General features: G+C 60.0%; 19 protein-coding genes, 4 tRNA genes and 1 pseudogene. 16 read left to right on the top strand and 8 right to left on the bottom strand.

The window, feature by feature from the left end; all coding sequences use genetic code 11:
• Positions 1-188 precede the first annotated feature (188 nt).
• Genes M2497_RS19810 through M2497_RS19800 form a run of 3 tightly spaced genes read right to left on the bottom strand, consistent with a single transcriptional unit; the run spans position 189 to position 5971 of the window.
• Positions 189-1607, bottom strand: coding sequence for an efflux transporter outer membrane subunit (locus M2497_RS19810; protein ID WP_248482497.1), 1419 nt, complete (start codon positions 1605-1607; stop codon positions 189-191).
• Positions 1591-2760 carry an efflux RND transporter periplasmic adaptor subunit gene (locus tag M2497_RS19805; protein ID WP_248482495.1) on the bottom strand — a complete coding sequence of 390 codons (1170 nt, stop codon included), beginning with the start codon at positions 2758-2760 and terminating at the stop codon, positions 1591-1593. The genes M2497_RS19810 and M2497_RS19805 overlap by 17 nt, the downstream gene beginning before the upstream one ends.
• On the bottom strand, positions 2750-5971 hold the full coding sequence (locus tag M2497_RS19800; RefSeq protein WP_248482493.1) for an efflux RND transporter permease subunit: 3222 nt from the start codon (positions 5969-5971) through the stop codon (positions 2750-2752). The genes M2497_RS19805 and M2497_RS19800 overlap by 11 nt, the downstream gene beginning before the upstream one ends.
• Before the next feature lie 198 nt (positions 5972-6169).
• On the opposite strand from M2497_RS19800, the gene M2497_RS19795 reads away from it, so the two are divergent.
• Positions 6170-6580 carry a hypothetical protein gene (locus tag M2497_RS19795; protein ID WP_071493502.1) on the top strand — a complete coding sequence of 137 codons (411 nt, stop codon included), beginning with the start codon at positions 6170-6172 and terminating at the stop codon, positions 6578-6580.
• On the opposite strand, the gene M2497_RS19790 is transcribed toward M2497_RS19795, so the two are convergent.
• The gene (locus tag M2497_RS19790) at positions 6577-6738 is read right to left on the bottom strand and encodes a hypothetical protein (protein WP_248482492.1); all 162 of its coding nucleotides are present in this window, start codon (positions 6736-6738) and stop codon (positions 6577-6579) included. The genes M2497_RS19795 and M2497_RS19790 overlap by 4 nt on opposite strands.
• Before the next feature lie 188 nt (positions 6739-6926).
• Here M2497_RS19790 and M2497_RS19785 point away from each other — a divergent pair, with 188 nt between their 5' ends.
• On the top strand, positions 6927-7589 hold the full coding sequence (locus M2497_RS19785) for a C39 family peptidase (RefSeq protein WP_248482490.1): 663 nt from the start codon (positions 6927-6929) through the stop codon (positions 7587-7589).
• Between the two features lie 37 nt (positions 7590-7626).
• On the opposite strand, the gene pbpG is transcribed toward M2497_RS19785, so the two are convergent.
• Together pbpG and folD are read right to left on the bottom strand one after the other, a co-directional pair.
• Positions 7627-8550, bottom strand: a complete 924-nt coding sequence (gene pbpG, locus M2497_RS19780) for a D-alanyl-D-alanine endopeptidase (RefSeq protein ID WP_071492048.1) — start codon at positions 8548-8550, stop codon at positions 7627-7629.
• Positions 8551-8757: 207 nt separating this feature from the next.
• A complete protein-coding gene (folD, locus tag M2497_RS19775; protein ID WP_248482488.1) occupies positions 8758-9612 on the bottom strand; it encodes a bifunctional methylenetetrahydrofolate dehydrogenase/methenyltetrahydrofolate cyclohydrolase FolD in 855 nt (284 codons plus the stop codon).
• A 279-nt stretch (positions 9613-9891) separates the two neighbouring features.
• Between folD and M2497_RS19770 the strand changes: the two genes are divergently transcribed.
• The 12 genes and pseudogenes from M2497_RS19770 to M2497_RS19715 all read left to right on the top strand — a co-directional run bounded on the left by M2497_RS19770 (position 9892) and on the right by M2497_RS19715 (position 21248).
• Positions 9892-9968: transfer RNA gene (locus M2497_RS19770), tRNA-Arg, on the top strand.
• A gap of 32 nt (positions 9969-10000) precedes the next feature.
• A tRNA-His gene (locus tag M2497_RS19765) sits at positions 10001-10076 on the top strand.
• Positions 10077-10132: 56 nt separating this feature from the next.
• A tRNA-Leu gene (locus M2497_RS19760) sits at positions 10133-10217 on the top strand.
• 77 nt (positions 10218-10294) lie between these two features.
• Positions 10295-10370, top strand: a tRNA-His gene (locus tag M2497_RS19755).
• Between the two features lie 400 nt (positions 10371-10770).
• Positions 10771-12081 carry a trigger factor gene (gene tig, locus M2497_RS19750; RefSeq protein ID WP_248482486.1) on the top strand — a complete coding sequence of 437 codons (1311 nt, stop codon included), beginning with the start codon at positions 10771-10773 and terminating at the stop codon, positions 12079-12081.
• Positions 12082-12172: 91 nt separating this feature from the next.
• Complete coding sequence (gene clpP / locus M2497_RS19745; RefSeq protein ID WP_248482484.1) at positions 12173-12808, top strand: ATP-dependent Clp endopeptidase proteolytic subunit ClpP; 636 nt, start codon at positions 12173-12175, stop codon at positions 12806-12808.
• A 112-nt stretch (positions 12809-12920) separates the two neighbouring features.
• On the top strand, positions 12921-14213 hold the full coding sequence (clpX, locus tag M2497_RS19740; RefSeq protein WP_248482482.1) for an ATP-dependent Clp protease ATP-binding subunit ClpX: 1293 nt from the start codon (positions 12921-12923) through the stop codon (positions 14211-14213).
• Between the two features lie 174 nt (positions 14214-14387).
• On the top strand, positions 14388-16784 hold the full coding sequence (gene lon / locus M2497_RS19735) for an endopeptidase La (RefSeq protein WP_071492029.1): 2397 nt from the start codon (positions 14388-14390) through the stop codon (positions 16782-16784).
• A gap of 148 nt (positions 16785-16932) precedes the next feature.
• Positions 16933-17205 carry an HU family DNA-binding protein gene (locus tag M2497_RS19730; protein WP_003174819.1) on the top strand — a complete coding sequence of 91 codons (273 nt, stop codon included), beginning with the start codon at positions 16933-16935 and terminating at the stop codon, positions 17203-17205.
• Positions 17206-17436: 231 nt separating this feature from the next.
• Positions 17437-19311, top strand: a complete 1875-nt coding sequence (locus tag M2497_RS19725) for a SurA N-terminal domain-containing protein (protein WP_248482480.1) — start codon at positions 17437-17439, stop codon at positions 19309-19311.
• Between the two features lie 111 nt (positions 19312-19422).
• Positions 19423-20676 (top strand): annotated as a pseudogene (locus M2497_RS19720) (IS3 family transposase).
• A 47-nt stretch (positions 20677-20723) separates the two neighbouring features.
• Positions 20724-21248 (top strand): GNAT family N-acetyltransferase, encoded by a 525-nt coding sequence (locus M2497_RS19715; protein ID WP_248482478.1) that lies wholly within the window; start codon positions 20724-20726, stop codon positions 21246-21248.
• Here the strand turns inward: M2497_RS19715 and M2497_RS19710 are convergent.
• Entirely contained in the window at positions 21195-22400 is a 1206-nt protein-coding gene (locus M2497_RS19710; protein ID WP_248482476.1) for an MFS transporter, read from the bottom strand. The two genes, M2497_RS19715 and M2497_RS19710, sit on opposite strands and share 54 nt — an antisense overlap.
• 119 nt (positions 22401-22519) lie before the next feature.
• On the opposite strand from M2497_RS19710, the gene M2497_RS19705 reads away from it, so the two are divergent.
• Both M2497_RS19705 and M2497_RS19700 read left to right on the top strand, forming a co-directional pair.
• Positions 22520-23419 (top strand): LysR substrate-binding domain-containing protein, encoded by a 900-nt coding sequence (locus M2497_RS19705; protein WP_248482474.1) that lies wholly within the window; start codon positions 22520-22522, stop codon positions 23417-23419.
• 89 nt (positions 23420-23508) lie between these two features.
• Positions 23509-24282, top strand: coding sequence for a DUF2242 domain-containing protein (locus M2497_RS19700; protein ID WP_248482472.1), 774 nt, complete (start codon positions 23509-23511; stop codon positions 24280-24282).
• Position 24283: 1 nt separating this feature from the next.
• On the opposite strand, the gene aceE is transcribed toward M2497_RS19700, so the two are convergent.
• Positions 24284-26944, bottom strand: coding sequence for a pyruvate dehydrogenase (acetyl-transferring), homodimeric type (aceE, locus tag M2497_RS19695; RefSeq protein ID WP_248482470.1), 2661 nt, complete (start codon positions 26942-26944; stop codon positions 24284-24286).
• Between the last annotated feature and the right edge of the window lie 47 nt (positions 26945-26991).

The following is a 26991-nucleotide window of genomic DNA, read 5'->3' as shown; positions in this document are numbered from 1 at the left end:
CCACATTGGTTCTGCGGCGTTCATACATTGTGTGTCTGGCACAGGAGCAGGGTGGAAGGGGACAAGCCCCCTCCCACATTAGTTCTGCGGCGTTCATACATTGTGTGTCTGGCACAGGACAAGTGTGGGAGGGGGCTTGCCCCCGATTGCGGTAGTTCAGTTGACAGTTATGTGACTGACCCACCTTATCAAGCACCCGGCTGCCAGCCACCACCCAGCGCCGTCACCAACCCCACACTCGCCTGCAACTGCCGCGTCTGCACCGCCTGCAACGTCCTTTGCGCCTGCAGCGCCGCCGTCTGCGCGGTCACCACATCCAGATAACTCACGGCCCCGGCCTGATAGCTGTTCATCGCCAAGGCTTGTGTATGCTCTGCCGCATCCGCCGCCGCCTGTTCATCCTGCGCTTCCTGCTGCAAATCCCGCAGTTGCCCCAGGTTGTCTTCCACCTCGCGCACGGCCTTCAGCACCTGGCTGCGGTAGTGCGCCGATGCCTCTTCGAATTCGGCTTTGGCCTGGCGCTCATTGGCGCTCAGGCGGCCTCCGTCAAAGATCGGCAGATTCACCAGCGGCCCCAGCGCCCAATAGCGATTGCCGGCGGACAGCAGGTTGCCGACGCCTTGCGTCTGCCCGCCAATCAACCCGGTCAGGCTGAAATCCGGGTACCACGCAGCCTTCGCTACACCTATGTTCGCATTGGCCGCAAACACCCGCCGTTCCGCCGCTGCAATGTCCGGTCGACGTTGCAGGAGATGGCTTGGCAGCTGCGATGGGATGCCCGGCAGTGCAATCAATTGCGGGCTCGGCGGCAGGGAGAAATCGCTGGCCGCCACGCCCACCAGTTCACCGATGGCATGCTCGGTCAGGTTGCGTTGCCCGCGGACTTCATCCAGTTGCGCCTTGGCTTCGGCGAGTTGGTTCTGTGCACGCGTCAGGTCCAGCTCTGAAGCAATCTGGCCCTCGTACCGGCTGCGGGTCAGTTGCAGCGCCTGGCTGAAATCATCCAGCGAACTGTTGAGGATCCGCGCCTGTGCATCCAGCCCATTGAGCTGCACATACAGGCTCGCCAGTTGATGCTGCAAGCTCAGGCGCGCCACCGCCAGGTCATCCCCCGATGCTTGCGCCTGGGCATCGCCGGCCGCCACCTGGTTGCGGATTTTGCCCCATAGGTCCAGGTCGTAACTCAGCGAGAAACCCGCTGTATTGCTGTTGTACACCGACGGCTGCGTGGTCCCCCGCAGCGGCCGTGAATCCGATTGGCGCTGGCGCAACGGCTGCGCGCTGGCGGTGATCTGCGGGAACAGGCCGGCATGTAGCTGGCTGGCATACGCCTGGGACGCGTCGAAGTGTGCCAGTGCCGCCGCCAGGTCGGGGTTGGCCTTGAGCAGTTGCTGTTGCAGGTCATTCAGGCGTGAATCGTGGTAGAGCTGCCACCATTCGGGTGCCAGTTGATCGGACGGTTGCGCGCTGTGCCAGGGGCCGTCGCTGGTCTGCTCGCGGTAGTTCGCAGGCAGGTCAATCGGCGGCACCTTGTAGGTGGGCGCCATCGAGCAACCCTGTAGAGCCAGCAGCATCAGTGCAGCGAGGGGCTTAAGCCTTGGGCGCATGCGAACCTCCAGCGGCGTCGGCCAGTTGCACCGGGTCGCCTTCGCGCAGGGCGTCGGGCGGGTTGTCGACCACACGGTCGGCGGGTTTCAGGCCTTGGTCGATGACCAGGCGTTCACCGAGATCGAGGCCGATATGGATGTCCTGCAAGTGCACCTTATTCTGCGCATCCAGCACCGCCACTTGCGTGCCCTGGGCGCGGAAGATCAACGCGCTGGCCGGAATGCTCACGCCATGGGTGTCCGCCGGGATCGGCAGGGTCGCTTCGGCATAGTCACCGGGCAGCAACTCGCCGTTGGGGTTGTCGGCCACGAACTGCGCGAGCAGGGTGCCGGAACGGCGGTCGATGGCGGTGGAGTCGCCGATCAGCCGCGCCTTGAAGTGCTCGCCGGGATGCTCGGGTACCGTCAGCTCGGCTTCCAGGCCAGGGTGGATGACCGCCGCGTAGTTCTGCGGCACCGGTACATACAGGCGCAGTTGGTGGGTGTCGGCGATGTTGAACAGTTCCGGGTCGCTGTCGGTGTCGGCCTTGATCAACTGGCCGATATCGGTGTTACGTGCGGTGATGGTGCCGGCGAACGGCGCGCGAATCGTCTTGTAGCTTTCCAGTGCGGTCAGCCTGGCGTAGTCGGCCGCGGCGGCCTCGGCGTTGGCTTTGGCGGCGGCGGCATTGGAAGTTTTTTCATCGGCCTCCTGGCGCGACACCGAGTGGCTGGCCAGCAGGTTCTGCCAGCGCGTGGCGGTGGTGGCGGCCAGGCGTGCGTTGGCCTGTTCCTGCACCAGGCGTGCGTGGGTCTGTGCCAGTTGCTGGTCGAGGTCCGGGCTGTCGATCTCGGCGAGGACCTGGCCAGCCTTGACCTGGGTGCCGATGTCGGCTTTCCAGTCCTTGAGGTAGCCGCTGACCCGGGCATGGATCGGCGCCTTGCTCCAGGCTTCCAAGTGTGCGGGCAGGCGCAGGGTATCGCCGGCCGCGTTCTGCTGCGGTTGGAACACCATCACCTGCGGGATGGCGGCGGTCTCGGTCCAGGCGGTGACCGACTGTTCGTGCAAGGTGCGGGCGTGCAGGCCGTTGGCGACCAACAGGGCGGCCAGGGTCAGGCCGCCGACACCCATGAGCATCAGACGCTTGCGCGAGGGTTTGTGATCAGACGACATGTGGGCTTTCTCCAGCAACTGCGCGGGTAGGATGACGACCGTGGACCAGGCTGAAGACCACGGGAACAAACAACAGGGTGGCGGTGGTGGCGAGAATCAACCCCCCGATCACCGCACGGCCAAGCGGGGCGTTCTGCTCTTCGGAAATTGCCAGGGGCAACATGCCGATGATCATCGCCAGGGCGGTCATGCACACCGGACGGAAGCGCGTGTAGCCGGCTTCCAGCGCTGCCTTGAGCGCATCGCCATGTTCGGCCAGGCGTTCGCGGCAGAAGCTCACCACCAGGATCGAGTTGGCCGTGGCGACGCCCATGCACAGGATGGCGCCGGTCAGTGCCGGCACCGACAAGGACGTGCCGCTGAGGAACAGCACCCACACGATCCCCGCCAGCGCCGCCGGCAAGGCGGTGATGATCACGAACGGGTCGACCCACGACTGGAAGTTGACCACGATCAGCAGGTAGATCAGCACCACCGCACCGAGCAGGCCAAAGCTCAGGCCGCTGAACGCCTCATGCAACGCATCGATCTGCCCATGCAGGCTGATCACCGCGCCCTTGGGACGCATGGAGGCGGTGTCATCCAGCACTTTCTGCACGTCGCGGGCCACGCCGCCGAGGTCGCGGCCTTGTACGTTGGCGTACAGGTCCAGGGTCGGCTCGATGTTGTAGTGGGTGACCACCGCCGGGCTTTGCACGCGGGAGATGGTGGCTACGCCGCCGAGGATCTGCGACTGGCCGTCGGCACCGGTCACCGGCAGGGCTTCCAGGGAAGGCAGGCTGTCGAGGCGGTACTGCGGGGTGGCTGCGACGATGGAGTAGGACACGCCGTTGGCCGGGTTGAGCCAGAACGTCGGCGCCACCTGGGAACTGCCGGCGAGGGACGCCACCATGCTGTTGGTCACGTCACGCTCGGTGATGCCCAGGCCATTGGCACGCAGGCGGTCGACATTCACCTGCAGCGACGGGTAACCGGTGGACTGCTGGATACGCAGGTCGGCGATGCCGGGGACATGCTGCAGGCGGCGCTCCAGTTCTACCGCATAGGCGCGGTTCTCTTCGTCGTTGCGCCCGGAGATTTTCACGTCCAGCGGGGCGGGGGCGCCGAAGTTGAGGATCTGGCTGCTGATGTCCGCCGGCAGGAAGGCGAAGTGGCTGCCGGGAAAGCTTTCCGGCAAGGCTTCACGCAGTTTTTTCACGTAGTTGGCGGTGGGGGCATGGTCTTTTTTCAGGGTGACCTGGATATCGCCATCCTGCGGACCGATGGTGCCGCTGCTGCTGTAGGCCATGTCGATGCCGCTGAGCGGAATGCCGATGTTGTCGACGATGGTGTCCAGTTCTTCGGCGGGGATGATTTCGCGAATCCGCGCTTCGATACGGTCGAAGGCCGCGGCGCTTTCTTCGATACGCGTGCCCAGTGGCAAGCGCACATGCAGGGCGAGGGCGCCGGCGTCGGTGGCCGGGAAGAAGTCCTGGCCCAGGCTTGGCAACAGCAGGAACGACGCGAGTACACAGGCCAGGAAGCCGACGATAAAACGCTTGCGGTTGCCTAGGGCCAAGGTCAGCAGGCCGTGGTAGGTGTCGCGGATAGTCGAAAAGTGACGCTCGAAGCCCTGCTGGAAATTCAGCACCGATTGCAGCACGCGATTGCGCGGTTTCGGGTGCTGTTCACCCTCGTGGTGGTTGATGAATTCATCTTCCGGGTGATGCCCGGCGCCTGGCTCCGGCGTGTGCGGCTTGAGCAGGAACATCGCCAGGGTCGGCACCAGCGTGCGCGAGAGGATGAACGAACTGGCCATGGCAAAGATCACCGCCAGGGCCATCGGCCGGAACAGGTAGCCAGCGATACCTTGTAGCAAGAACATCGGCACGAACACGATGCAGATACACAGCAGCGAGACGAACGCCGGGCCGACGATCTGCGCGGCGCCGTCGAGGATCGCGGTCTTCACCGCCTTGCCTTGTTCCAGGTGCCAGTTGATGTTTTCGATGGTCACCGTGGCGTCGTCCACCAGGATGCCCACCGCCAGCGCCAGCCCACCCAGGGTCATCACGTTGAGGGTTTGCCCGCTGGCCGCCAGCAACGCGATGGCCGAGAGCACGGCCAGGGGAATCGACGCGGCGATGATCAGCGTCGAACGCCAGCTGCCGAGGAACAGCAGGATCATCGCACTGGTCAGCAGCGCGGCAATGATGCCTTCCTGGGCCACGCTGCCCACCGATTGCTTGACGAACACCGATGCGTCGCCGAGCAGCGAGGTCTTCAGCGACGGCGGCAGGGTTTCGTTGATGCGCGGCAACATCTGGCGGATGCCGTCGATGATCGACAGGGTGGAAATGCTGCCGTTTTTCAGCGCCGGCATCAGCACGGCGCGGTGGCCGTCGACGCGCACAATATTGGTCTGCGGTGGCGAGCCGTCACGCACGTGCGCCACCTGGCCAATCGTGATCAGCGCACCGTCGACGGTCTTGATCGGCAGGTCGTTGAGTTCATCGATGGCCTTGGGGCTGTTGTTGAGCAGGATCGTGTATTCGTTGGGGCCGAGTTTGGCGGTGCCCACCGGGATGATCTGGTTTTGCAGCGCGAGTGCGTTGCCGACGTCCTGCGCCGACAAACCTTTGGCAGCCAGCGCTTGCGGGTCGAGGTCGAGGGTGATCTGGCGTTGCTTGCCACCCATCGGCGTCGGCATGGCCAGGCCGGGCAGGGCGCTGAGGGGCAGGCGGATGTTGTTCTGCACCAGGTCGCGGATCTTGGCTTCCGAGAGGCTGGGGCTGGAAAACGCCATTTGCAGAATCGGCACCGTAGAGGCGCTGTAGTTGAGGATCAGCGGCGGCGTGATACCGGGTGGCATTTGCTTGAGCACGGTTTGTGAAACCGCCGTCACCTGGGCATTGGCGGTGCGGATATCCACGCCGGGCTGGAAGAAGATCTTGACGATGCCCATGCCGGGCAGCGATTGCGATTCGATATGTTCGATGTCGTTGACGGTGGTGCTCAGGGAGCGTTCGTAGGTGTAGATCACCCGGCCGGCCATGGCGTCCGGCGACAGGCCGTTGTACTGCCAGACCACGGCGACCACGGGGATGCCGATATCCGGGAAAACATCAGTAGGGGTACGCAGGGCCGCCATTGGCCCGATGATGCAGATGAAGATGGCCAACACGATAAAGGTGTATGGCTTTTGCAGTGCGGTCTTTACCAGCCCGAGCATGCGTGAAACCTCCGAAAGGAGCAGGATTGCAAACCCCGGCAGTCTCACGCGACCCACCTAACACGCACCTTTCAGCCAGGTGAAGGAACATTTAGGTAAGGGCTGAAGATCGTTTCATATGTATTCATTTGTTCTACAAAGGGCTGCTCCTCAAGCTTGCAACCCATTGGACGCCTTGTCCTGTTTTGGAGCCCTGCCATGTCACTCAAACCTTTATTGTTGATTCCTGCCCTCGGTGCTGTGCTGTTGTTGTCGGCATGCGCCGGCCCGATCCCCAAGGCTGACCCGAGCGAAGCGTGGATTGGTCTGAAAGAAGAAGCGCCGAATGACCTGATGGCCGAGCGGGTAGACGGTAAGCGCGTGGATGACGGGCGCTTTTTTGAGGTGACACCTGGTGATCATCGCCTGGATGTGACGCTGTTCGAGGAAGAGCCGGGTGATGACAACCAACAGGATTGCCAGGGACGTGTCGAGTACAAGCACTTCAAGGCGGGTGAGCACTACACCCTGGTGGAATCCAGCCTGGGCACCACCGTGCGCGCCTCCTTGATGGATGGCCACGGCAAGGAAGTCGCGGCAACGCAGGACTTCAATTGCATGCCAGGCTAGGCGTGATGCACCGCGGCCTTGTGAGGCTTGGCGGGTGCAACGGGTTTGGCGTGGGGGTGATGGTGCCGGCGGGTAATACGCAACACCCCCCACAACATGGCGCCGGCTACCGCCAGCCAACCGCAGATCAGCAGTAAAATCGTCGTTGCAAGGCTCATTCGGGCCTCCTTTCGCCCCTACGGGCACACACAGTCTTCTCAATGGACAGTCTAGCTGCCGGGCGGTTGCCTGCTATTGACCAATGGTCGAGTCCAACCAACTTCTTTGCTATATCCAAGGCCCCTGCATAAACGCGATTGGGCTATGATCAGGGCCCTTACCGGCAGTCGATCAAGAGAGTAGAAAATTGCGGTTACGGTCGAACCTGAAAACATCCTTGTTAATTGCTTGTGCCCTGGGCCTCGCGGCCTGTTCCTCCGCACCGTCGAGGCTGGCGGGCCTGCCGGAGCGAGTCGAACTCAATGGCGTGCCGACCTTTCGCAGCGAGGCTTATCAGAGCGGTCCTACATCGTTAGCCAGCATGCTGTCGCAACAAGGCATTGTCATGACACCGGGGTTGCTGGATAAGCCACTGCATCTGCCGGGCGGTGAAGCGGACCTTGAGCGCAACATGCAGGTGCTGGCGCGTGAGTACGGGCTGATGGTGTACCCGCTCGATGCAAAGTTGACGGTGGTGCTGGCGCAGGTGGCGGCGGGTTATCCGGTGATGGCGCGGATTGGCGGCGGGCTGTGGTCTGACGCGCACTACGTGGTAGTGGTGGGGTTCAATCAGCAGAAAAGCACGGTGTTGCTGCGCTCAGGCATGGATCGGCGCCTGTTGATGAGCTTCGGCGACTTCGAGTCAAAATGGAAAAGTGCCGGAAACTGGGCAATCCTCACCCAGCGCCCGAGCCAGTTGCCAGCCAATGTCGACGCGCAGCGCTGGCGGGATGCGGCTAACGCGACGGCCCAGGCCGGGCAGGAGCGGGCGGCGGCCCAGGCGCTGAAGGTGTTGGCGGAGCGCAAATAAAAAACGGCGCTATCAAGCGCCGTTTTTTAATGGTTGGTTATCGACGCGCTTCTGCAGCATTCGGCCGATTTTTCAGGTTCTTGTCGGCCTTGTAGCGCAACGCCACATCCGGCACCGACCCGCTCTTGCCGGTTTCAACCCAATTGCGGATACGGCTGGCATCGGCAAAGTGGGTGAATTTGCCGAAAGCATCCAGGATCACCAGCGACACCGGGCGGTTGCCCATGCTGGTCACCAGCACCAGGCAGTGGCCGGCCTGGTTGGTGAAGCCGGTCTTGGTCAGCTTGATGTCCCAGTTGGCGCGGTTGATCAGGTGGTCGGTGTTGGAGAAGCCCAGGGTGTAGTTGGGCTTGCGGAACGACACGGTCTTTTCCTTGGTAGTGCTCAACTGGCTGAGCAACGGGTAGTGACGCGCGGCGGCGAGCAATTTGCTCAGGTCCCGGGCGGTGGACACGTTGTGGATCGACAGGCCGGTGGGTTCCACATAGTGAGTGCTGGTCATGCCCAGCGCCTTGGCCTTGGCGTTCATCGCGGCGATAAACGCCGGGTAGCCGCCCGGATAGTGGTGCGCCAGGCTGGCGGCGGCACGGTTTTCCGAGGACATCAGCGCGATCAGCAGCATTTCTTTACGCGGCATCTCGCTGCCGATTTTCACGCGGGAAAACACGCCTTTCATTTCCGGCGTGTCCTTGATGTTGATGTCGATGTACTCATCCATGTTCTGTTTGGCTTCAAGTACCACCAGGCCGGTCATCAACTTGCTCACCGAGGCAATGGGCACCACCACATCCGGGTTGCTGGAGTAGATGACTTTGTTGGTCTGCAGATCTACCAGCATGGCGCTGCCGGAGGCGATTTGCAGTTTGGAGGTGTCACGCGGGGCCTGGGTGGTTTCGGCGGCGTGAGCGAAGGTGCCTGTAAACGCAAAAAATAGGCTGACAATAGAGAGACGAATTTTCACGCGGATGAACTCGCTAAAAAGTAAGGAAATACCGTTCGGAAACGGGTTTTGGATAAATGCCGTTACATTTTAGGAGTATGGATCAGAAACTGTCGAATGTTCTTCTAGAACCGGACGAAAGTTCTTAAAAACTAAGAAAAAACAGGATTTATTGCGGGCAATAAAAAGCCCTGCGATAAGGCAGGGCTTTTTCAGTACGCCCGGTTATTAGGTGTGCAGGGTCTCTGCGGCGTACAGCGTGTTTTCCAGCAGGCAGGCGCGCGTCATCGGACCGACACCGCCGGGTACCGGGGTGATCCAGCCGGCACGGGGCAGGGCGGTGTCGTACACCACGTCGCCGACCAGCTTGCCGTCTTCCTGGCGGTTGATGCCCACGTCGATGACGATGGCGCCTTCCTTGATCCACTCACCCTTGACCAGGCCCGGCTTGCCGGCGGCAACCACGACCAGGTCGGCGCGGCCGACGTGACCGGCGAGATCCTTGGTGAAGCGGTGGGTAACGGTCACGGTGCAGCCGGCCAGCAGCAGTTCCATGGCCATCGGGCGACCGACGATGTTGGATGCGCCGACAACCACGGCGTCGAGGCCGTACAGGTCGACACCGGTGCTTTCCAGCAGGGTCATGATGCCTTTCGGCGTGCATGGGCGCAGCAGCGGGATACGCTGGGCCAGGCGGCCGACGTTATAAGGGTGGAAGCCGTCGACATCTTTGTCCGGGCGAATGCGCTCCAGCAACTTGGAGGCGTCCAGGTGCTCGGGCAGAGGCAGTTGGAGCAGGATGCCATCGATCTTCGGGTCGTCGTTGAGACCGTCGATCAGGTCGGTAAGGGCCTGCTGGGTGGTCTCGGAAGGCAAGTCGTAGGCCTTGGAAATAAAGCCGACCTCTTCACAGTCTTTACGCTTGTGCGAGACATAAACCTGAGAGGCAGGATCGCTGCCGACCAGGATCACCGCGAGGCCAGGCGTGCGCAGGCCTTGCTGGCTGCGCTCGGTGACTCGTTTGGCGATCTGCTGGCGCAGGCTGGCGGCGATTGATTTGCCGTCGATAAGTTGTGCAGTCATTACGCGTGATTAACCATCGAGAGGGGGAAGAAAAGTGCGCGCATTCTCGCATGCCAAGGCGTGAGGGCAAAGGCGCTTGGTCTGCAAATTGCCCTAACCCCTTAAATAAAATGAATTTTTTTCAAAAAAGATTTGACGGGTTTGGAGGGCGTCTATACTATTCGTCGCACTTGTCGGGCACAGCCTAGCACTGGTTAAGAAGGTCGAGCAGAATAGCGTGTTGTTCTGCAAGGCTGGAAGCACTTAGTTTGTAATCCTCCAAGAGTACAGATTAATAAGGCGCCCGTAGCTCAGCTGGATAGAGCATCCGCCTTCTAAGCGGATGGTCGCAGGTTCGAGTCCTGCCGGGTGCGCCATTAGGCAGCTTTGGCACAAGTAGCGTCAGATGGTGGGCGTAGCTCAGTTGGTAGAGCACGGGATTGTGACTCCCGTTGTCGAGGGTTCGATCCCCTTCGTCCACCCCATATTTTAAAAGGCGCCAGATTAATCGTCTGGCGCCTTTGCTTTAAGAGCTTCAAGCGCGGATGTGGTGGAATTGGTAGACACACTGGATTTAGGTTCCAGCGCCGCGAGGCGTAAGAGTTCGAGTCTCTTCATCCGCACCAAATAAAGCTTCGCCTCGTTGATAAGCAGGGTAAGGCTAGACAAAGAAGTGGTTTGGTTTCTTTGTTAACGCAATATGGTGGGCGTAGCTCAGTTGGTAGAGCACGGGATTGTGACTCCCGTTGTCGAGGGTTCGATCCCCTTCGTCCACCCCATATTCGAAAGGCGCCAGATTTAACAGTCTGGCGCCTTTTTTGGTTTTAGCGGTTCGAATATTCCGCGGTCGCAGTCACTGGGTCGCAACGGCAGGGCGTTTCGTCGTATTTATGTATCTCGATGATGCTGCGCTGCCTGCCAGTCCCGTTTGAAGGGTTGGCCGTCAGGGAGATGGATGACGACTTCTTCTATATATAGAAGGGGCGGCGCAGAGCCCTGGCGTGATGGGCTGTATTTGTCACCGGGGCGGGGTGCATCAGTGCCTTCGTACCGATAAATTGCTGGCTGTTTTCGGGTGTATTTGCAGTAGGGTGACTTCTTGAGTTTGACCCACTAGAATGCATGCCCTTGATTGGGGTCGGAAATGGCCGGCTAACGTCTGTGCAACGAGGAATATCCATGCAAGTTTCTGTTGAAAATACTACTGCTATCGAGCGTCGCCTGAGCATCACCGTGCCGGCTGAGCGTATCGAGACTGCGGTCAACAAGCGTCTGCAGCAGACTGCCCAGAAGGCCAAGATCGCTGGTTTCCGTCCAGGCAAAGTGCCAATGAGCGAAATCAAGCGCCGCTTTGGTGCCGATGCGCGCCAGGAAGCTGTGGGTGACGTGATCCAGGCTTCTTTCTACGAAGCGGTCACTGAGCAAAAGCTGAACCCGGCGGGTTCGCCGTCGATCGAGCCTAAGTCCCTGGAAGCAGGCAAAGATCTGGAATACGTCGCTGTATTCGAAGTGTTCCCTGAGTTTGAAGTGGCCGGTTTCGAGAGTATCGCCATCGAGCGCCTGAGCGCCGAAGTGGCTGACTCGGACCTGGACAACATGCTGGAAATCCTGCGCAAGCAGAACACTCGTTTCGAAGTGGTCGACCGTGCTGCCCAGAACGAAGACCAGCTGAACATCGATTTCGTTGGCAAGGTTGACGGCGAAGTCTTCGCTGGCGGCTCCGCCAAGGGTACTCAGCTGGTGCTGGGTTCCAACCGCATGATCCCGGGTTTCGAAGACGGCCTGGTTGGCGCCAAAGCCGGCGAAGAGCGCGTTCTGAACCTGACTTTCCCTGCTGACTACCAGAACCTGGACCTGGCTGGCAAAGCCGCCGAGTTCACCGTGACCGTCAACACCGTTTCCGAGCCTAAGCTGCCAGAGCTGAACGAAGAATTCTTCGCGCAATTCGGTATCAAGGAAACCGGTATCGAAGGTTTCCGCACCGAAGTTCGCAAGAACATGGAGCGTGAGCTGCGCCAGGCCATCAAATCCAAGGTCAAGAACCAGGTCATGGACGGTCTGCTGGCCGCCAACCCGATCGAAGTGCCTAAGGCCCTGCTGTCCAACGAAGTGGATCGCCTGCGCGTTCAAGCTGTTCAGCAGTTTGGTGGCAACATCAAGCCTGACCAACTGCCGGCCGAGCTGTTCGAAGAGCAAGCCAAGCGCCGCGTCGTGCTGGGCCTGATCGTGGCTGAAGTGGTCAAGCAGTTCGACCTCAAGCCAGACGAAGATCGCGTTCGCGAAATGATCCAGGAAATGGCTTCGGCCTACCAGGAGCCTGAGCAGGTCGTGGCTTGGTACTACAAGAACGATCAGCAACTGAACGAAGTGCGTTCGGTTGTGCTGGAAGAACAAGTTGTGGATACTGTTCTGCAGAAGGCTAAGGTGACCGATAAAGCGGTCTCTTACGAAGAAGCAGTCAAACCGGCGGAAGCAGCACAAGCCGACTGATTGTCCAACTCGTTGGAAATTCAACCATAAGCCAGCCTCGCGCTGGCTTATGCGTTTTCAAGACATGACTATTTGGGAGTAACTGCAGAGCATGTTCCGTAATTCCTATATTCAGCAGAACTCTGATATCCAGGCCGCTGGCGGCCTGGTCCCGATGGTTGTCGAGCAGTCCGCTCGTGGCGAACGCGCCTACGACATCTACTCGCGCCTGCTCAAGGAGCGAGTGATCTTTCTGGTGGGCCCCGTAGAGGACTACATGGCCAACCTGATCTGTGCGCAGCTGCTGTTCCTTGAAGCGGAAAACCCGGACAAGGACATCCATCTCTACATCAACTCCCCTGGCGGTTCGGTAACAGCGGGCATGTCGATCTACGACACCATGCAGTTCATCAAGCCGAATGTGTCGACCACCTGCATCGGCCAGGCCTGCAGCATGGGTGCGTTCCTGCTGACTGCCGGTGCCGAGGGCAAGCGTTTCTGCCTGCCTAACTCGCGCGTGATGATTCACCAGCCACTGGGCGGTTTCCAGGGCCAGGCGTCGGATATCGAGATTCACGCCAAGGAGATCCTGTTTATCCGCGAGCGTCTCAACACGTTGATGGCCAAGCACAGCGGGCGCACCCTGGAAGAAATCGAGCGCGATACCAACCGCGACAACTTCATGAGTGCCGATGCGGCGAAGGCATACGGCCTGATCGACGAAGTGATCACCCAGCGTCCCGCTTAATATAAGCCGCTCAAAATAGGGCTGGTCGGCATGTCCGACCACTGGCGGGCTTGAAAAAGCCCGCATAAGCCTTCATCTTGTGTTGCAAGCCTATCGGATTTGGATCGAACGAATGACTGACACCCGCAACGGCGAGGACAACGGCAAGCTGCTCTATTGCTCCTTCTGCGGCAAAAGCCAGCATGAAGTACGCAAATTGATTGCCGGCCCCTCGGTGTTTATCTGCGACGAATGCGTCGACCTGTGCAATGACATCATCCGTGAGGAGGTGCAGGAAGCCCAGGCCGAGAGCAGCGCGCATAAATTGCCTTCGCCTAAAGAAATCAGCGGCATCCTTGACCAGTATGTAATTGGTCAAGAGCGTGCAAAGAAGGTTCTGGCCGTAGCGGTATACAACCACTACAAGCGCTTGAACCAGCGTGACAAGAAAGGCGACGAAGTTGAACTCGGCAAGAGCAACATCTTGCTGATCGGTCCTACAGGCTCGGGTAAAACCCTGCTTGCAGAAACCCTCGCTCGCCTGCTGAACGTTCCGTTCACCATCGCCGACGCCACCACCCTCACCGAGGCTGGCTACGTGGGTGAAGATGTCGAGAACATCATTCAGAAACTGCTGCAGAAGTGCGACTACGATGTAGAGAAGGCCCAGATGGGTATCGTCTATATCGACGAAATCGACAAGATCTCGCGCAAGTCGGACAACCCGTCGATCACCCGTGACGTTTCCGGTGAAGGCGTGCAGCAGGCACTGTTGAAACTGATTGAAGGCACGGTCGCTTCCGTACCGCCACAAGGCGGCCGCAAGCACCCGCAGCAGGAATTCCTTCAGGTTGATACACGCAACATCCTGTTCATCTGTGGCGGTGCGTTCTCCGGCCTGGAAAAAGTGATCCAGCAGCGTTCCACCCGTGGTGGCATTGGTTTCAGTGCAGAAGTGCGCAGCAAGGAAGAAGGCAAGAAGGTGGGCGAGTCCCTGCGTGAAGTCGAGCCTGACGATCTGGTCAAGTTCGGTCTGATCCCGGAATTCGTTGGCCGTCTGCCGGTCCTGGCCACGTTGGACGAGCTGGATGAGGCGGCTTTGATTCAGATCCTCACCGAGCCGAAGAACGCCCTGACCAAGCAATACGCCAAGTTGTTCGAGATGGAAGGTGTAGACCTCGAGTTCCGTACCGATGCACTCAAGTCAGTGGCCAAGCGGGCACTGGAGCGCAAGACCGGTGCACGTGGCCTGCGCTCGATTCTTGAAGGGGTGCTGCTCGACACCATGTACGAAATCCCCTCGCAGTCCGAGGTGAGTAAAGTGGTGATCGACGAAAGCGTGATCGAAGGCAAGTCCAAGCCACTGTACATCTACGAAAACAGTGAGCCGGCTGCCAAGGCTGCCAAAGCTGCGCCTGACGCGTAAGCGTTTCGCAGTGTCGGTATAAACAAGGGGCCTCCAGGGGCCCCTTTGTTTTTACGGCGTTTTTTACGCCGGAGCGTTTACTGCGTTTAACTGCTGGCAATAAGCTTGTTTTTTTTGCATGCAGCCCCCATCTTGGTTTCAAGCTAATTTTTGAACTGTCATAGAGGCGAAATCATGAAGACAACCATCGAATTGCCTCTCCTGCCGTTGCGTGATGTCGTCGTCTATCCGCACATGGTTATCCCGCTGTTCGTGGGGCGCGAGAAGTCTATCGAAGCCCTCGAGGCCGCGATGACGGGCGACAAGCAGATCCTGCTGTTGGCCCAGAGAAATCCTGCCGATGATGATCCAGGCGAAGATGCCCTGTATCGCGTCGGTACCATTGCGACCGTGCTGCAACTGCTCAAACTGCCTGATGGCACCGTCAAGGTGCTGGTGGAAGGTGAGCAGCGCGGCGCGGTTGAGCGCTTCATGGAGGTGGACGGCCACCTGCGTGCCGAAGTGGCGCTGATCGACGAAGTCGAGGCCCCTGAGCGCGAGTCCGAAGTGTTTGTACGCAGCCTGCTCTCGCAGTTCGAGCAGTACGTGCAGTTGGGCAAGAAAGTCCCGGCTGAAGTCCTGTCCTCCCTCAACAGCATCGATGAGCCAAGCCGCCTGGTGGACACCATGGCCGCGCACATGGCGCTGAAGATCGAGCAGAAGCAGGACATTCTCGAAATCATCGACCTGCCGGCCCGTGTCGAGCATGTATTGGCACTGCTGGATGCCGAGATCGACCTGTTGCAGGTCGAGAAGCGCATTCGTGGTCGCGTTAAGAAGCAAATGGAGCGCAGTCAGCGCGAGTACTACTTGAATGAGCAGATGAAGGCCATTCAGAAGGAGCTCGGCGACAGCGAGGAAGGCCACAACGAAATCGAAGAGCTGAAAAAGCGCATCGATGCCGCCGGCCTGCCGAAAGATGCTCTGACCAAGGCCACTGCGGAGTTGAACAAGCTCAAGCAGATGTCGCCGATGTCGGCCGAAGCCACCGTGGTGCGCTCCTACATCGACTGGCTGGTGCAGGTGCCGTGGAAGGCGCAGACCAAGGTCCGCCTGGACCTGGCGCGTGCCGAAGACATTCTCGATGCCGACCACTATGGCCTGGAAGAAGTCAAGGAACGTATCCTCGAATACCTCGCCGTGCAAAAACGCGTGAAAAAGATTCGCGGGCCGGTGTTGTGCCTGGTCGGTCCACCGGGTGTGGGTAAAACCTCCCTCGCCGAGTCGATTGCCAACGCCACCAACCGTAAATTCGTGCGCATGGCCCTCGGCGGTGTGCGTGATGAAGCGGAAATCCGTGGTCATCGCCGCACTTACATCGGTTCGATGCCAGGAAGATTGATTCAAAAGATGACAAAGGTGGGTGTGCGCAACCCGCTGTTCCTGCTCGATGAAATCGACAAAATGGGCAGCGACATGCGTGGCGATCCGGCGTCTGCCTTGCTCGAAGTGCTCGACCCCGAGCAGAACCACAATTTCAACGACCATTACCTGGAAGTCGACTACGACCTCTCCGATGTGATGTTCCTGTGCACCTCCAACTCCATGAACATCCCGCCCGCGTTGCTGGACCGAATGGAGGTGATTCGTCTGCCGGGTTACACCGAAGACGAGAAGATCAACATTGCCGTCAAGTACCTCGCGCCCAAGCAGACGTCGGCCAATGGCCTGAAGAAAGGCGAGATCGAGTTCGAGGTCGAGGCGATCCGTGACATCGTGCGCTACTACACCCGCGAGGCCGGTGTACGAGGCCTGGAGCGCCAGATTGCGAAGATCTGCCGCAAGGCGGTGAAGGAACATGCACTGGAAAAACGCTTCTCGGTGAAGGTCACGGCCGATTCGCTGGAACACTTCCTGGGCGTGCGCAAATTCCGCTACGGCCTGGCCGAGCAGCAGGACCAGGTCGGCCAGGTGACTGGCCTGGCGTGGACCCAGGTGGGCGGCGAGTTGCTGACCATCGAAGCCGCCGTGATCCCGGGCAAAGGCCAATTGATCAAGACCGGTTCCCTCGGTGACGTGATGGTCGAGTCGATCACTGCCGCGCAGACCGTGGTGCGCAGCCGCGCCAGAAGCCTGGGGATCCCCCTGGACTTCCACGAGAAGCACGACACGCACATCCATATGCCGGAAGGGGCGACCCCCAAAGACGGCCCTAGCGCCGGCGTAGGCATGTGCACGGCCCTGGTCTCGGCATTGACCGGCATTCCGGTACGCGCCGATGTCGCCATGACCGGCGAAATCACACTGCGTGGTCAGGTGTTGGCTATCGGTGGTCTGAAAGAGAAATTGCTTGCTGCACACCGGGGTGGTATCAAGACCGTGATCATTCCTGAAGAGAATGTTCGCGACTTGAAGGAAATTCCGGACAATATCAAGCAGGATCTTCAGATTAAACCGGTTAAATGGATTGACGAGGTCCTGCAAATTGCGCTGCAATACGCGCCGGAGCCCTTGCCGGATGTGGCTCCGGAGATAGTTGCTAAGGACGAAAAACGTGAGTCTGATTCCAAGGAAAGAATTAGCACGCATTAATGTGTTAAAGCCTGGGGGCTTCCTTGACAGCTTTTTAGAGCCCTTGTTATAAAGCGGCTCTTAAGTGTCTGTAGGCCATTCAGCACTGGTTTTTGCTTTCACCAAAAAACTTAGAATCATACTCAATAGATATATAAGGGGACTTAGAGTGAACAAGTCGGAACTGATTGATGCTATCGCTGCATCCGCTGATATCCCGAAAGCTGCTGCTGGCCGTGCGCTGGATGCAGTAATCGAATCCGTCACTGGCGCTCTGAAGGCCGGCGACTCCGTAGTACTGGTAGGCTTCGGTACTTTCTCTGTGACTGACCGCCCAGCTCGCACTGGCCGTAACCCACAGACTGGCAAAGCACTGCAAATCGCTGCTGCCAAGAAACCAGGTTTCAAAGCCGGTAAAGCCCTGAAAGAAGCCGTTAACTAAGCTTCGATCAAGCCTTTACCTACCCGGGTCGAACGCAGGTTCGACCTGGCAGCGGAGCGGCCAGCAGACCCAGGTATGCATCGGGTCGCCAAGCCGGGGGGAGAACGAAAACCCCCGTCCGCTCCGCCAGTTGCGAGAAGGCGCATCCTTGGATGCGCCTTTCTTATATCCGTACTCTACCCACGCTCCACGGTTGCCTATTCTTGAAGTTCAACCGTTTCTGGGGGACGCATGCTGCAAAATATCAGGGACAATTCACAAGGCTGGATTGCCAAGACCATTATCGGGATCATCGTCGCGTTGATGGCGTTCACCGGTATCGAGGCCATTTTCCAGGCTTCGGGTAACAACAAGCAGGACGTGGCCAAGGTCAACGGTGAAGAAATCACCCAGACCGAACTGAGCCAGGCCGTCGACATGCAACGCCGCCAGCTGATGCAACAGCTGGGCAAGGATTTCGATGCTTCGCTGCTGGACGAAAAACTGCTGCGCGACGCGGCCCTCAAGGGTCTGATCGATCGCAAGCTGCTGCTGCAAGGCGCTGCCGACGCCAAGTTTGGCTTCTCTGAAGCTGCGCTGGACCAGGTGATCCTGCAGACGCCGGAATTCCAGGTCGATGGCAAGTTCAGCCCTGAACGCTTTGACCAAGTGATCCGTCAGCTGGGCTACACCCGTATGCAGTTCCGTCAGATGCTGACCCAGGAAATGCTGATCGGCCAGGTTCGCGCAGGCATCGCTGGCAGCGGCTTCGTGACCGACGCCGAAGTCCTGGCATTCGCCCGCCTGGAAAAGCAGACCCGCGATTTCGCCACCGTCAACATCAAGGCCAACCCTGCGGCGGTGAAGCTCACCGACGATGAGGTCAAGGCTTACTACGACCAGCACGCCAAAGAGTTCATGACCCCTGATCAAGTGGTCATCGACTATCTGGAGCTGAAGAAGTCTTCCTTCTTCGACCAGGTTACGGTGAAGGATGATGAGCTGCAGGCCGCCTATCAGAAAGAAATCGCCAACCTCGCTGAACAGCGTCGTGCCGCGCACATTCTGATTGAAGTCAACGACAAGACGACCGATGCGCAAGCCAAGGCCAAGATCGAAGAAATCCAGGCACGCCTGGCCAAGGGTGAGAAGTTCGAAGCCCTGGCCAAGGAGTTCTCCCAGGATCCAGGTTCGGCCAGCAATGGCGGTGACCTGGGCTTTGCCGGCCCTGGCGTCTACGATCCGGACTTCGAAACCGCCTTGTACGCGTTGAACAAGGACCAGGTATCGGCGCCGGTGCGTAGCAGCTTCGGTTGGCACCTGATCAAACTGTTGGGCGTTGAGGCACCGCAAGTGCCGACGTTTGCCAGCCTGAAAGACAAGCTGACCAAAGAGCTCAAGACCCAGCAGGTCGAGCAGCGTTATGTCGAAGCGACCAAGCAATTGGAAGATGCGGCATTTGAAGCCTCCGACCTGGCCCAGCCGGCGTCCGACCTGAAACTGACCGTACACACCTCCGCGCCGTTTGGCCGTGAAGGTGGCGAAGGTGTTGCGGCCAACCGCGCCGTGGTCACCGCTGCGTTCAGCCCGGAAGTGCTGGATGAGGGTGCCAACAGCAGCGCCATCGAGCTGGACCCGGAAACCATCATCGTGCTGCGTGCCAAAGAGCACCTGAAGCCTTCGCAACTGCCGCTGGAAAGCGTCGCAGCGGCGATTCGCACGCAGATGGCCAAGGAGCGCGCCAGCGCGGCTGCCAAGACTCACGCTGACGAGCTGATCGCCAGCTTGCGTGATGGCAAGACCCCGCTGAACCAGCCGGTCGACGGCCAGGCCTGGAAGGTCACTGAAGCGGCTACCCGTAGCCAGGAAGCGATCGACCCCGCCGTGCTGCAAACCGTGTTCCGCATGCCCAAGCCTGCGGCCAAGGACAAGCCGACCTTTACCACTGTAACCCTGGCGGATGGTAGCCTGGTCATCGTGCGCCTGAACGGCGTCAACGAGGCCGCTGCGCCAACGGACGAAGAAAAGGCGCAATACCGCCGCTTCCTCGCCTCCCGTGTCGGCCAGCAGGACTTCGCGGCCTACCGCAAGCAGTTGGAAACCAAGGCTGACATCAAGAAGTTCTGATGTCGGTTTGAATAAAAAGCCCCCGGCCTGAAAAGACCGGGGGCTTTTTTATGTGCGCTGTCTCGTCCTAAATAAGGTTTACACCTTCTGACGTCTTATCGGGAAGGTGCAATGAATACGGGCGCAAAACGCAGTCAACGAGATTACACGCTGACTTTTAAATTGTCGGTTGTCGACCAAGTCGAAAAAGGCGAGTTGAGTTATAAAGAAGCTCAACGGCGTTATGGGATTCAGGGTCGTTCGACGGTGTTGGTGTGGTTACGCAAGCATGGTCGGCAGGACTGGAGCCAAGGCGCCTCCATTCGGACCCAGAGGAGCCGACCGATGGACAAACCTACCTTGCCGTTGACTCCCGAGCAAAGAATCAAAGAGCTCGAGGAACAACTGGCACTGGCCAACCAGAAGGCCAAATTCTTTGAAGACGTGGTCGATGTTCTGAAGAACGATTACGGTGTATCCGTTGTAAAAAAGCGGTCCGGCAAGTCGTTGCGCAAACCCAGACCCTGAGTGTCAGCAGGGCTTGCCAGTTTATGAGGATCAGTCGCCAAGCCTATTACAAGCGTGACCGGGTCCATCGTGCCCGAGCCGATCAAGATCAGAAACTTCTCCAGTTTGTGCAGGAAGTTCGTGTGCGCCAACCGTGCATTGGCACCCGCAAATTGCACTCGATGATGCAAGCGAAGCATGACAAGCCAGAATTGCATGTCGGACGAGATCGTTTGTTTGGGGTTTTACGAGAGCACCGGCAGTTGGTGCGCAGGAGACGGGCCTATCACAAGACGACCGATAGCCATCATCGCTTTCGCTGCCATCCCAATTTGCTAAAGCCTGGCCCGCAACAAGTCGTAGCTACTGGCCCGGAACAGGTCTGGGTGGCGGATATCACCTACCTATCTACAGGGCGCGATGAACCGGCCTACCTAAGTTTGGTGACGGATGCCTTCTCGAGGAAAATAGTTGGTTATCACGTGCATGGCAGTCTACATGCCGATTCGGTAGCCCAAGCCTTACGCATGGCGTTGAAGGCACGTCGAACGGGCCAGAAACTGGTTCATCACTCGGATCGCGGCGTGCAGTACTGCTCAGTGCTCTATCAAAAAATCCATGCCAAGCATGGCATCACATGCTCGATGACTGATGGCTACGATTGCTACCAAAACGCCTTGGCAGAACGGGTCAACGGAATCTTGAAGGCGGAACTCTTGCTTCACCGGCCGACAGACTTGGTTCAAGCGGAGCAAATGGTGCGGGAGGCGATCTTGATCTACAACCAGGAGCGCCCGCACTTGTCCTTAAAATACAAAACGCCCGATGCAGTGCATCGGGCGTTGGGGTGAAACAGGTGTAAACCTATTTCAGGACTAGACACGCTAGACTGGTCATTCGTTATCGCCGACCAAGGAGTTTCGCGCGTGTCTATTCAAGGAAAAGAAGGCTGGGTGATCCGTCATGCCAGCGCAGCGGATGCCCCGGCCGTGCTGCAGGTGTTTGACGAGGTGATTGCCTGGTTTGTCGGGATGGGTAATAACGCCCAATGGGGCACCACGCCCTGGTCCGCATTGCCCCGGCGGGTAGCGCAAGTCACAGACGCGTGTGCCATGCCCGGTGCCTGGGTGGTTGAAACGCCTGAGGGGCGGTTGCTGGCGGCACTTGTGCTGGGCGAGCCCATGCCTTACGTACCGCCAGCGTCTGAGCCGGAAGTCTATGTGCGTTTGCTGATCGCCGCACGTGATGCACGTGCGCGTGGGTTGGGTCGGCAGCTGTTGGCTTTCGCCGATGAGCGTGCCCGCGCTGCCGGGGTCAAGCGCCTGCGCGTGGACTGTTACGCCGGCGGCACGGGCGACCTGGTGCGTTTTTACGAGGCGTGCGGGTATCAGCGTATTTCAACGTTCGACCTTGAAGGGTGGCCGGGCCAGTTGTTGGGGCGCCGCCTGTAACGCGCCGGCCAGGGCCAGTAGCATCAGCAGCACAACCGCCCAGGTGAATGCGCCGACGCCCCAGCCTTGGAGCAACACACCGCCCACCAGTCCGCCGCCTGCGATGCCCAGGTTCCACACGGTCACCAGCATCGATTGTGCGGCGTCCGCCGATTCGCCTGCCGATTTGGCCAGTGCGGTTTGCAGCAACGCAGGCAGGCCGCCGAACGCCAGGCCCCACAGCGCGACCGCGAGGTAGATAGCCGCCGGCAGGTTCATCCAGAACGCCAGCGCCAAGGCGACCAGACCGAACAGCGCACAACTGATCAGCAGCAACGGGCGTAACCACCGATCAATCAATACACCCGCCAGCCAGATGCTCAGCAACGCGGCAAGGCCGAACACCAGCAGGACCTGGTCAATATCGGCGGCAATCCGCGCCGGCACCAGCAGCGGCGCGATGTAGGTGTAGAGAATGTTGTGGGCGAGCACGTAGGTAAAAGTCACCCACAGCACCGGACGAATACCCGGCAAGCTGAACACTTGAAGCAGCCCCAAGCGTTTCCCCGCCGGTTCACCGGCGAAATCCGGCAGTTGCAGGCGTGCCCAGATCAGTAGCACCAGCGTCAGGCCGGTCATGATTGCAAAACTCAGGCGCCAGCCAACCGCAGCCCCCAGAAAGGTGCCGGCTGGAACACCCAGCGACAGGGCCAGCGGTGCGCCCAGCATCGCGACTGCGATGGCCCGGCCTTGCAGGTGGGGCGCGACCATTCGGCTGGCATAGCCTGCCAACAGCGCCCACAGCAGTCCGGCGAATACACCGGCCAGGAAGCGCGCCACCAGGGTCAGCCCATAGTGGCTGGAGAGCGCGGTCACGCTGTTGACCAGGGCAAAGCCGCCGATTGCGACCAGAAGCAAGGGACGGCGACGCCAGCATCGGGTCAACAGCGTCAGCGGAATGGCCGCCAGCAGCGAACCCAGGGCGTACAGCGTAACCAATTGGCCGACCAGCGCGGGCGATACGCCGAGGCCGTCGCCCATCTGCGGCAGGAGCCCGGCGGGCATGGCTTCGGTGAGGATAGTGATAAAGCCGGCGCTGGCCAGGGCCAGTAATCCTCCCAGCGGCAGTGTTTCTTTTCGGGCAGTCACGGCGGAATCGGTGAGGGAGGTCATCGCGCTCTATCCATGCAAATGGGCAAGTCGACAGAGTAGGGGGCTGTGGTCTACGGAAAAACAGGCTAAGGTTCCGAACTTATCGGACGTTGGAGTCCGCAATTTCCAGGGACTCGCTCATGGACAGTCTGGGTAGCCTCTCTGTATTCGTTCAGGTGGCAGAAACGCGTAGCTTCACCGTCGCCGGGCGTGTGCTGGGCGTGTCGTCGTCGGCCGTCGGCAAAAGCATTGCGCGGATGGAAGAGCGCCTCGGCGTGCGGCTGTTTCACCGCAGCACTCGCAGCATCACCTTGACCAGTGAAGGTGCGCTGTTCCTGGAGCGTTCGCGGCGGATCCTGGCCGAGGTCGAGGCGGCCGAGCGGGAACTGACGGACGCCAGCGCTACGCCCCGTGGCACGTTGCGCATCAGCGTGCCGCAGGTGCGCGGCTTGCTGATGCCGGTGCTCAGCGACTTCATGCGCGCCTACCCGGATATCGCGCTGGATGTGGATTTTTCCGACCGCATGGTGGACGTGATCGAAGAAGGGTTCGATGCGGTGATTCGTACCGGTAAGCCAGAAGATTCGCGCTTGATGGCGCGCCATCTGGGACACTACCAGTTGGTGCTGGTGGGCACGCCGGCCTATTTCCGCCAGCACGGTACGCCACAACAGCCGCAGGACTTGAACGGGCATGCCTGCCTGCGCCACAAGTTCTGCGCCACCGGCAAGCTGGAGCCCTGGCCGTTACGCCTGGCGCCCGGCGCCTCGGAGCCAGTCCTGCGCACCCCGTTGGTCAGCACCACGATCGAGTCGCTCAAGCATGTGGTACTCGAAGGGTTGGGGATCGCTTGCCTGCCAGACTACATGGTCAATCAGGCCGTCCAGGAGGGGCGGCTGCAAAGGGTGCTGGATGACTGCCTGGAACACCGGGGCAGTTTCTGGATGTTATGGCCATCAAGTCGCCATGCTTCGGTCAAATTGCGCGTGTTTATTGATCATATGTGTGCAGGGCTTTTTCCTACGGCCGGTACGAGGTAGGGCTGTGACGTTTTACCGACAGGAATGCGCGCGCCAAGGCCTCGTTCTGTTGCACAATACCGCCCGGACCGTTTTCCTCAGGATTTTCAATGTCGACATCATTTCACTTGCGTAGCCTCGGGCTGGCGCTGGTGCTGGCGGGCGCCGCGGGCTGCTCGTCACCCAAGACCGCCATTTATGAACATGAGAATTTCGACGACTCCGGTACGTTTTCCCGCGATTACCCGGTCACCGATGTGGCGGCGTGCGAAGCGGCGCGACGTGCCTTGCTGAGCCAGGGCTACATCATCACCAGCAGCGATCCGAAACTGGTGGTGGGCAACAAGAGCTTCCAGCAGACCGGCGAGACCCACCTGCAGATCAGCTTCAACGTGGTGTGTGCCGACGATGGCAAAGGCACCAATCACTCGACCATGTTCGCCAACGCCTTGCAGGACCGTTACGCGCTGAAGAAGGTCAACAACTCCGCGAGCCTGGGTGTGGGCGTGCTGGGGTCGGTATCGATGCCGATCGGTTCCACCGATGATTCCATGGTGAAGGTGGCGAGCGAGACCGTTTCGGCGCCGAAATTCTACGAGCGCTACTTTGCGCTGGTGGACGTGTTCCTGCCTCAGGAAGTGAAGAAGGCCGCGCATATCCCCGAGCAGCCGAAAGCCGAGCTGGGTGTGCCGGAACCTAAAACCGCACCGGCGGCAGAGAAAACCGAGCCGCCGAAGGAAGAGCCTGCCGTGTCCCAGCCCGTCACACCGCCTGCCGAGGCCGCACCGCTCGCGCCACAGCCTGAGCCTGCACCCGCTACCAGTAACCCGGACCTGCCGGCACCGACAGAAGCGATTCCGCCCCTGCCGACGCCTGCGCAGTAACTCAGACCGCCACGGGGTTGACCTTGTCGACGTCGATCCCGTAGCGGCTGATGGCTTCACTGACTTTTTCACGACCTATCACGCCGTCATCCGCCAACGCCTTCAGGGCTGCCAGCACGATGAAATGCCGGTCCACTTCGAAGAACGCGCGCAGGGTTTCACGGGTATCCGATTGTCCGAAGCCATCGGTGCCCAGGGCCACAAAGCGTCGGCCATGGACAAAGGGGCGGATCTGATCGGCGAATAGCTTCATGTAGTCCGTCGTCACCACCACCGGCCCCGCCTGCCCGGCCAGGCAGTGCTCCACATAACTCACCCGTGGCTCGCTCTGCGGGTGCAGCAGGTTCCAGCGTTCGGCTGCATGCCCGTCGCGGCGCAATTCGGTGAGGCTGGTGGCGCTCCACACGGTGCTGTGCACGCCGAAGTCCTGCTCAAGCAGCTCGCCCGCGGCGATCACCTCACGCAGGATTGAGCCACTGCCCATCAGTTGCACCTGGGCCTGCTTGCTGGCCTTGAGCGGGTACATGCCCTTGAGAATCCCGTCTTCCACCCCTTCGGGCATCGCCGGGTGCGGGTAATTTTCGTTGAGCAGGGTGATGTAGTAGTAGATGTCTTCCTGTTCCACGTACATCCGCCGCATGCCTTCGCGAATGATCACCGCCAGCTCGTAGGCAAAGGTCGGGTCGTAGGAAACGCAGCACGGAATCACCGACGACAGGATATGGCTGTGCCCATCGTCATGTTGCAAACCTTCGCCCATCAGCGTGGTGCGGCCGGCGGTGGCCCCCAGCAGGAAGCCGCGTGCCCGTGCATCGCCGGCAGCCCAGGCCAGATCACCCACCCGCTGGAAACCGAACATCGAATAGAAGATATAGAACGGCACCGTCATCAAGCCGTGGTTGCTATAGGACGTACTGGCCGCAATCCACGAGGAAATGGCGCCGGATTCATTCAGGCCTTCCTGCAGGATCTGTCCGTCCTTGCTCTCTTTGTAGTAGCTCAGTTGCCCTGCGTCCTGCGGGGTGTAGAGTTGGCCTACGGCAGAGTGGATGCCAATCTGACGGAACAGGCTTTCCATGCCGAAGGTGCGCGACTCATCCGGCACAATGGGCACGATCAGTTTGCCCAGGTGCGGGTCCTTGAGCAGGGTGCCGAGGATGCGCACAAAGGCCATGGTGGTGGAGATCGCCCGTTCGCCGGTGTCCTTGAGCTGGGTAGCAAAGGCGGCAAGTTCGGGAATCTGCAAGGGTTCGACCGCACTGTGGCGTGCCGGCACATAGCCGCCCAGCGCCTGGCGGCGCGCCGCGAAGTAAAGCGCTTCTTCGCTGTCGGCGGCGGGCTTGAGGTAGGGAATGTCGGCGAGTTGCTCGTCCGCGACGTCCAGGCCAAAACGATCGCGGAAGGCTCTCACCGCATCTGCGCCCATCTTCTTCAATTGATGGTTGATGTTCTGCCCTTCGCCGGCTTCACCCATGCCGAAGCCCTTGACGGTCTTCGCCAGGATCACCGTAGGCTGGCCGCTATGGCGCACAGCGGCGGCATAGGCGTTGTAGACCTTGTCCGGGTCATGCCCGCCCCGTGAGAGTTTCCAGATTTCGTCGTCGGACATATCCGCAACCAATGCCAGCAACTCCGGGTATTTGCCGAAGAAATGTTCTCGCACATAAGCGCCGTTCTGCGACTTGTAGTTCTGATAGTCGCCGTCCACGCATTCCATCATGCGTTGGCGCAGCAGGCCGCTGTGGTCTTTGTCCAGCAGGGCATCCCAACCGCCGCCCCAGATCACTTTGATCACGTTCCAGCCGGCGGCGCGGTACAGGCTTTCGAACTCCTGGATCACCTTGGCATTGCCGCGCACCGGGCCGTCCAGGCGTTGCAGGTTGCAGTTGACCACGAAGATCAGGTTGTCGAGCTTCTCGCGCCCAGCCAGGGAGATGGCGGCCAGGGATTCCGGCTGGTCCATTTCGCCATCACCGAGGAAGGCCCAGACCTTGCGCCCCTGGTGTTGCTTGAGGCCACGCAATTCCAGGTAGCGCATGAAGCGCGCCTGGTAAGCGGCCGTGATCGGGCCGAGGCCCATGGACACGGTGGGGAATTGCCAGAAGTCCGGCATCAGCCGTGGGTGCGGGTAGGACGAAATACCCTCGCCACCGGCCTCACGGCGGAAGTTGTCGAGTTGCGCTTCGCTGATGCGGCCTTCCAGGTAGGCGCGCCCATAAATGCCCGGGGAGGAATGGCCCTGGATGTACACCAGGTCGCCGTCAAAGCGCTCGGTACGGCCACGGAAGAAGTGGTCGAAACCGACGTCGTACAGCACGGCGGCTGACGCATAGGTTGCGATATGCCCACCGACCCCTGAGTGCTTGCCTGCACGCAACACCATTGCCATGGCATTCCAGCGGATAAACGCATTGGTACGGCGTTCGATGGCCAGGTTGCCGGGGTAGGGCAACTGGCGGTCCACCGGGATGGTATTGACGTACGGCGTGGTCACCCGCCCGTAGAAGTCGCCATGCCGCGCCACGTCGAAATCCAGCAACTGATCGATCAGGTAGTGCGCGCGCGGGCGGCCTTCGGTGGACAACACCGACTCGATGGACTCCAGCCACTCGCGGGTTTCCTGTGGGTCGTCGTCGCGTCTGACTGCGTTGTTCGGGGTCATGTGAGGCTCCAGGGTAGGCAGGTTTGAAGTGGCGGGCTCTTTGTGGG

Source organism: Pseudomonas sp. CYM-20-01 (genome assembly GCF_023169845.1).
GTDB classification, from domain to species: Bacteria; Pseudomonadota; Gammaproteobacteria; order Pseudomonadales; family Pseudomonadaceae; genus Aquipseudomonas; species Aquipseudomonas azotoformans.
Note: the sequence above shows the minus strand (reverse complement) of the source record. Positions and strands in the feature narration are given on the sequence as shown.

Excerpts from the sequence above, each read along its gene's own strand:
- aceE (WP_248482470.1), bottom strand. The coding sequence starts at position 26,944 with ATGACCCCGAACAACGCAGTCAGACGCGACGACGACCCACAGGAAACC.
- M2497_RS19790 (WP_248482492.1), bottom strand. The coding sequence starts at position 6,738 with ATGAGCCTTGCAACGACGATTTTACTGCTGATCTGCGGTTGGCTGGCG.
- M2497_RS19795 (WP_071493502.1), top strand. The coding sequence starts at position 6,170 with ATGTCACTCAAACCTTTATTGTTGATTCCTGCCCTCGGTGCTGTGCTG.
- M2497_RS19800 (WP_248482493.1), bottom strand. The coding sequence starts at position 5,971 with ATGCTCGGGCTGGTAAAGACCGCACTGCAAAAGCCATACACCTTTATC.
- M2497_RS19710 (WP_248482476.1), bottom strand. The coding sequence starts at position 22,400 with ATGACCTCCCTCACCGATTCCGCCGTGACTGCCCGAAAAGAAACACTG.
- M2497_RS19725 (WP_248482480.1), top strand. The coding sequence starts at position 17,437 with ATGCTGCAAAATATCAGGGACAATTCACAAGGCTGGATTGCCAAGACC.
- M2497_RS19705 (WP_248482474.1), top strand. The coding sequence starts at position 22,520 with ATGGACAGTCTGGGTAGCCTCTCTGTATTCGTTCAGGTGGCAGAAACG.
- M2497_RS19805 (WP_248482495.1), bottom strand. The coding sequence starts at position 2,760 with ATGTCGTCTGATCACAAACCCTCGCGCAAGCGTCTGATGCTCATGGGT.
- folD (WP_248482488.1), bottom strand. The coding sequence starts at position 9,612 with ATGACTGCACAACTTATCGACGGCAAATCAATCGCCGCCAGCCTGCGC.
- M2497_RS19700 (WP_248482472.1), top strand. The coding sequence starts at position 23,509 with ATGTCGACATCATTTCACTTGCGTAGCCTCGGGCTGGCGCTGGTGCTG.
- clpX (WP_248482482.1), top strand. The coding sequence starts at position 12,921 with ATGACTGACACCCGCAACGGCGAGGACAACGGCAAGCTGCTCTATTGC.
- clpP (WP_248482484.1), top strand. The coding sequence starts at position 12,173 with ATGTTCCGTAATTCCTATATTCAGCAGAACTCTGATATCCAGGCCGCT.
- M2497_RS19810 (WP_248482497.1), bottom strand. The coding sequence starts at position 1,607 with ATGCGCCCAAGGCTTAAGCCCCTCGCTGCACTGATGCTGCTGGCTCTA.
- tig (WP_248482486.1), top strand. The coding sequence starts at position 10,771 with ATGCAAGTTTCTGTTGAAAATACTACTGCTATCGAGCGTCGCCTGAGC.
- lon (WP_071492029.1), top strand. The coding sequence starts at position 14,388 with ATGAAGACAACCATCGAATTGCCTCTCCTGCCGTTGCGTGATGTCGTC.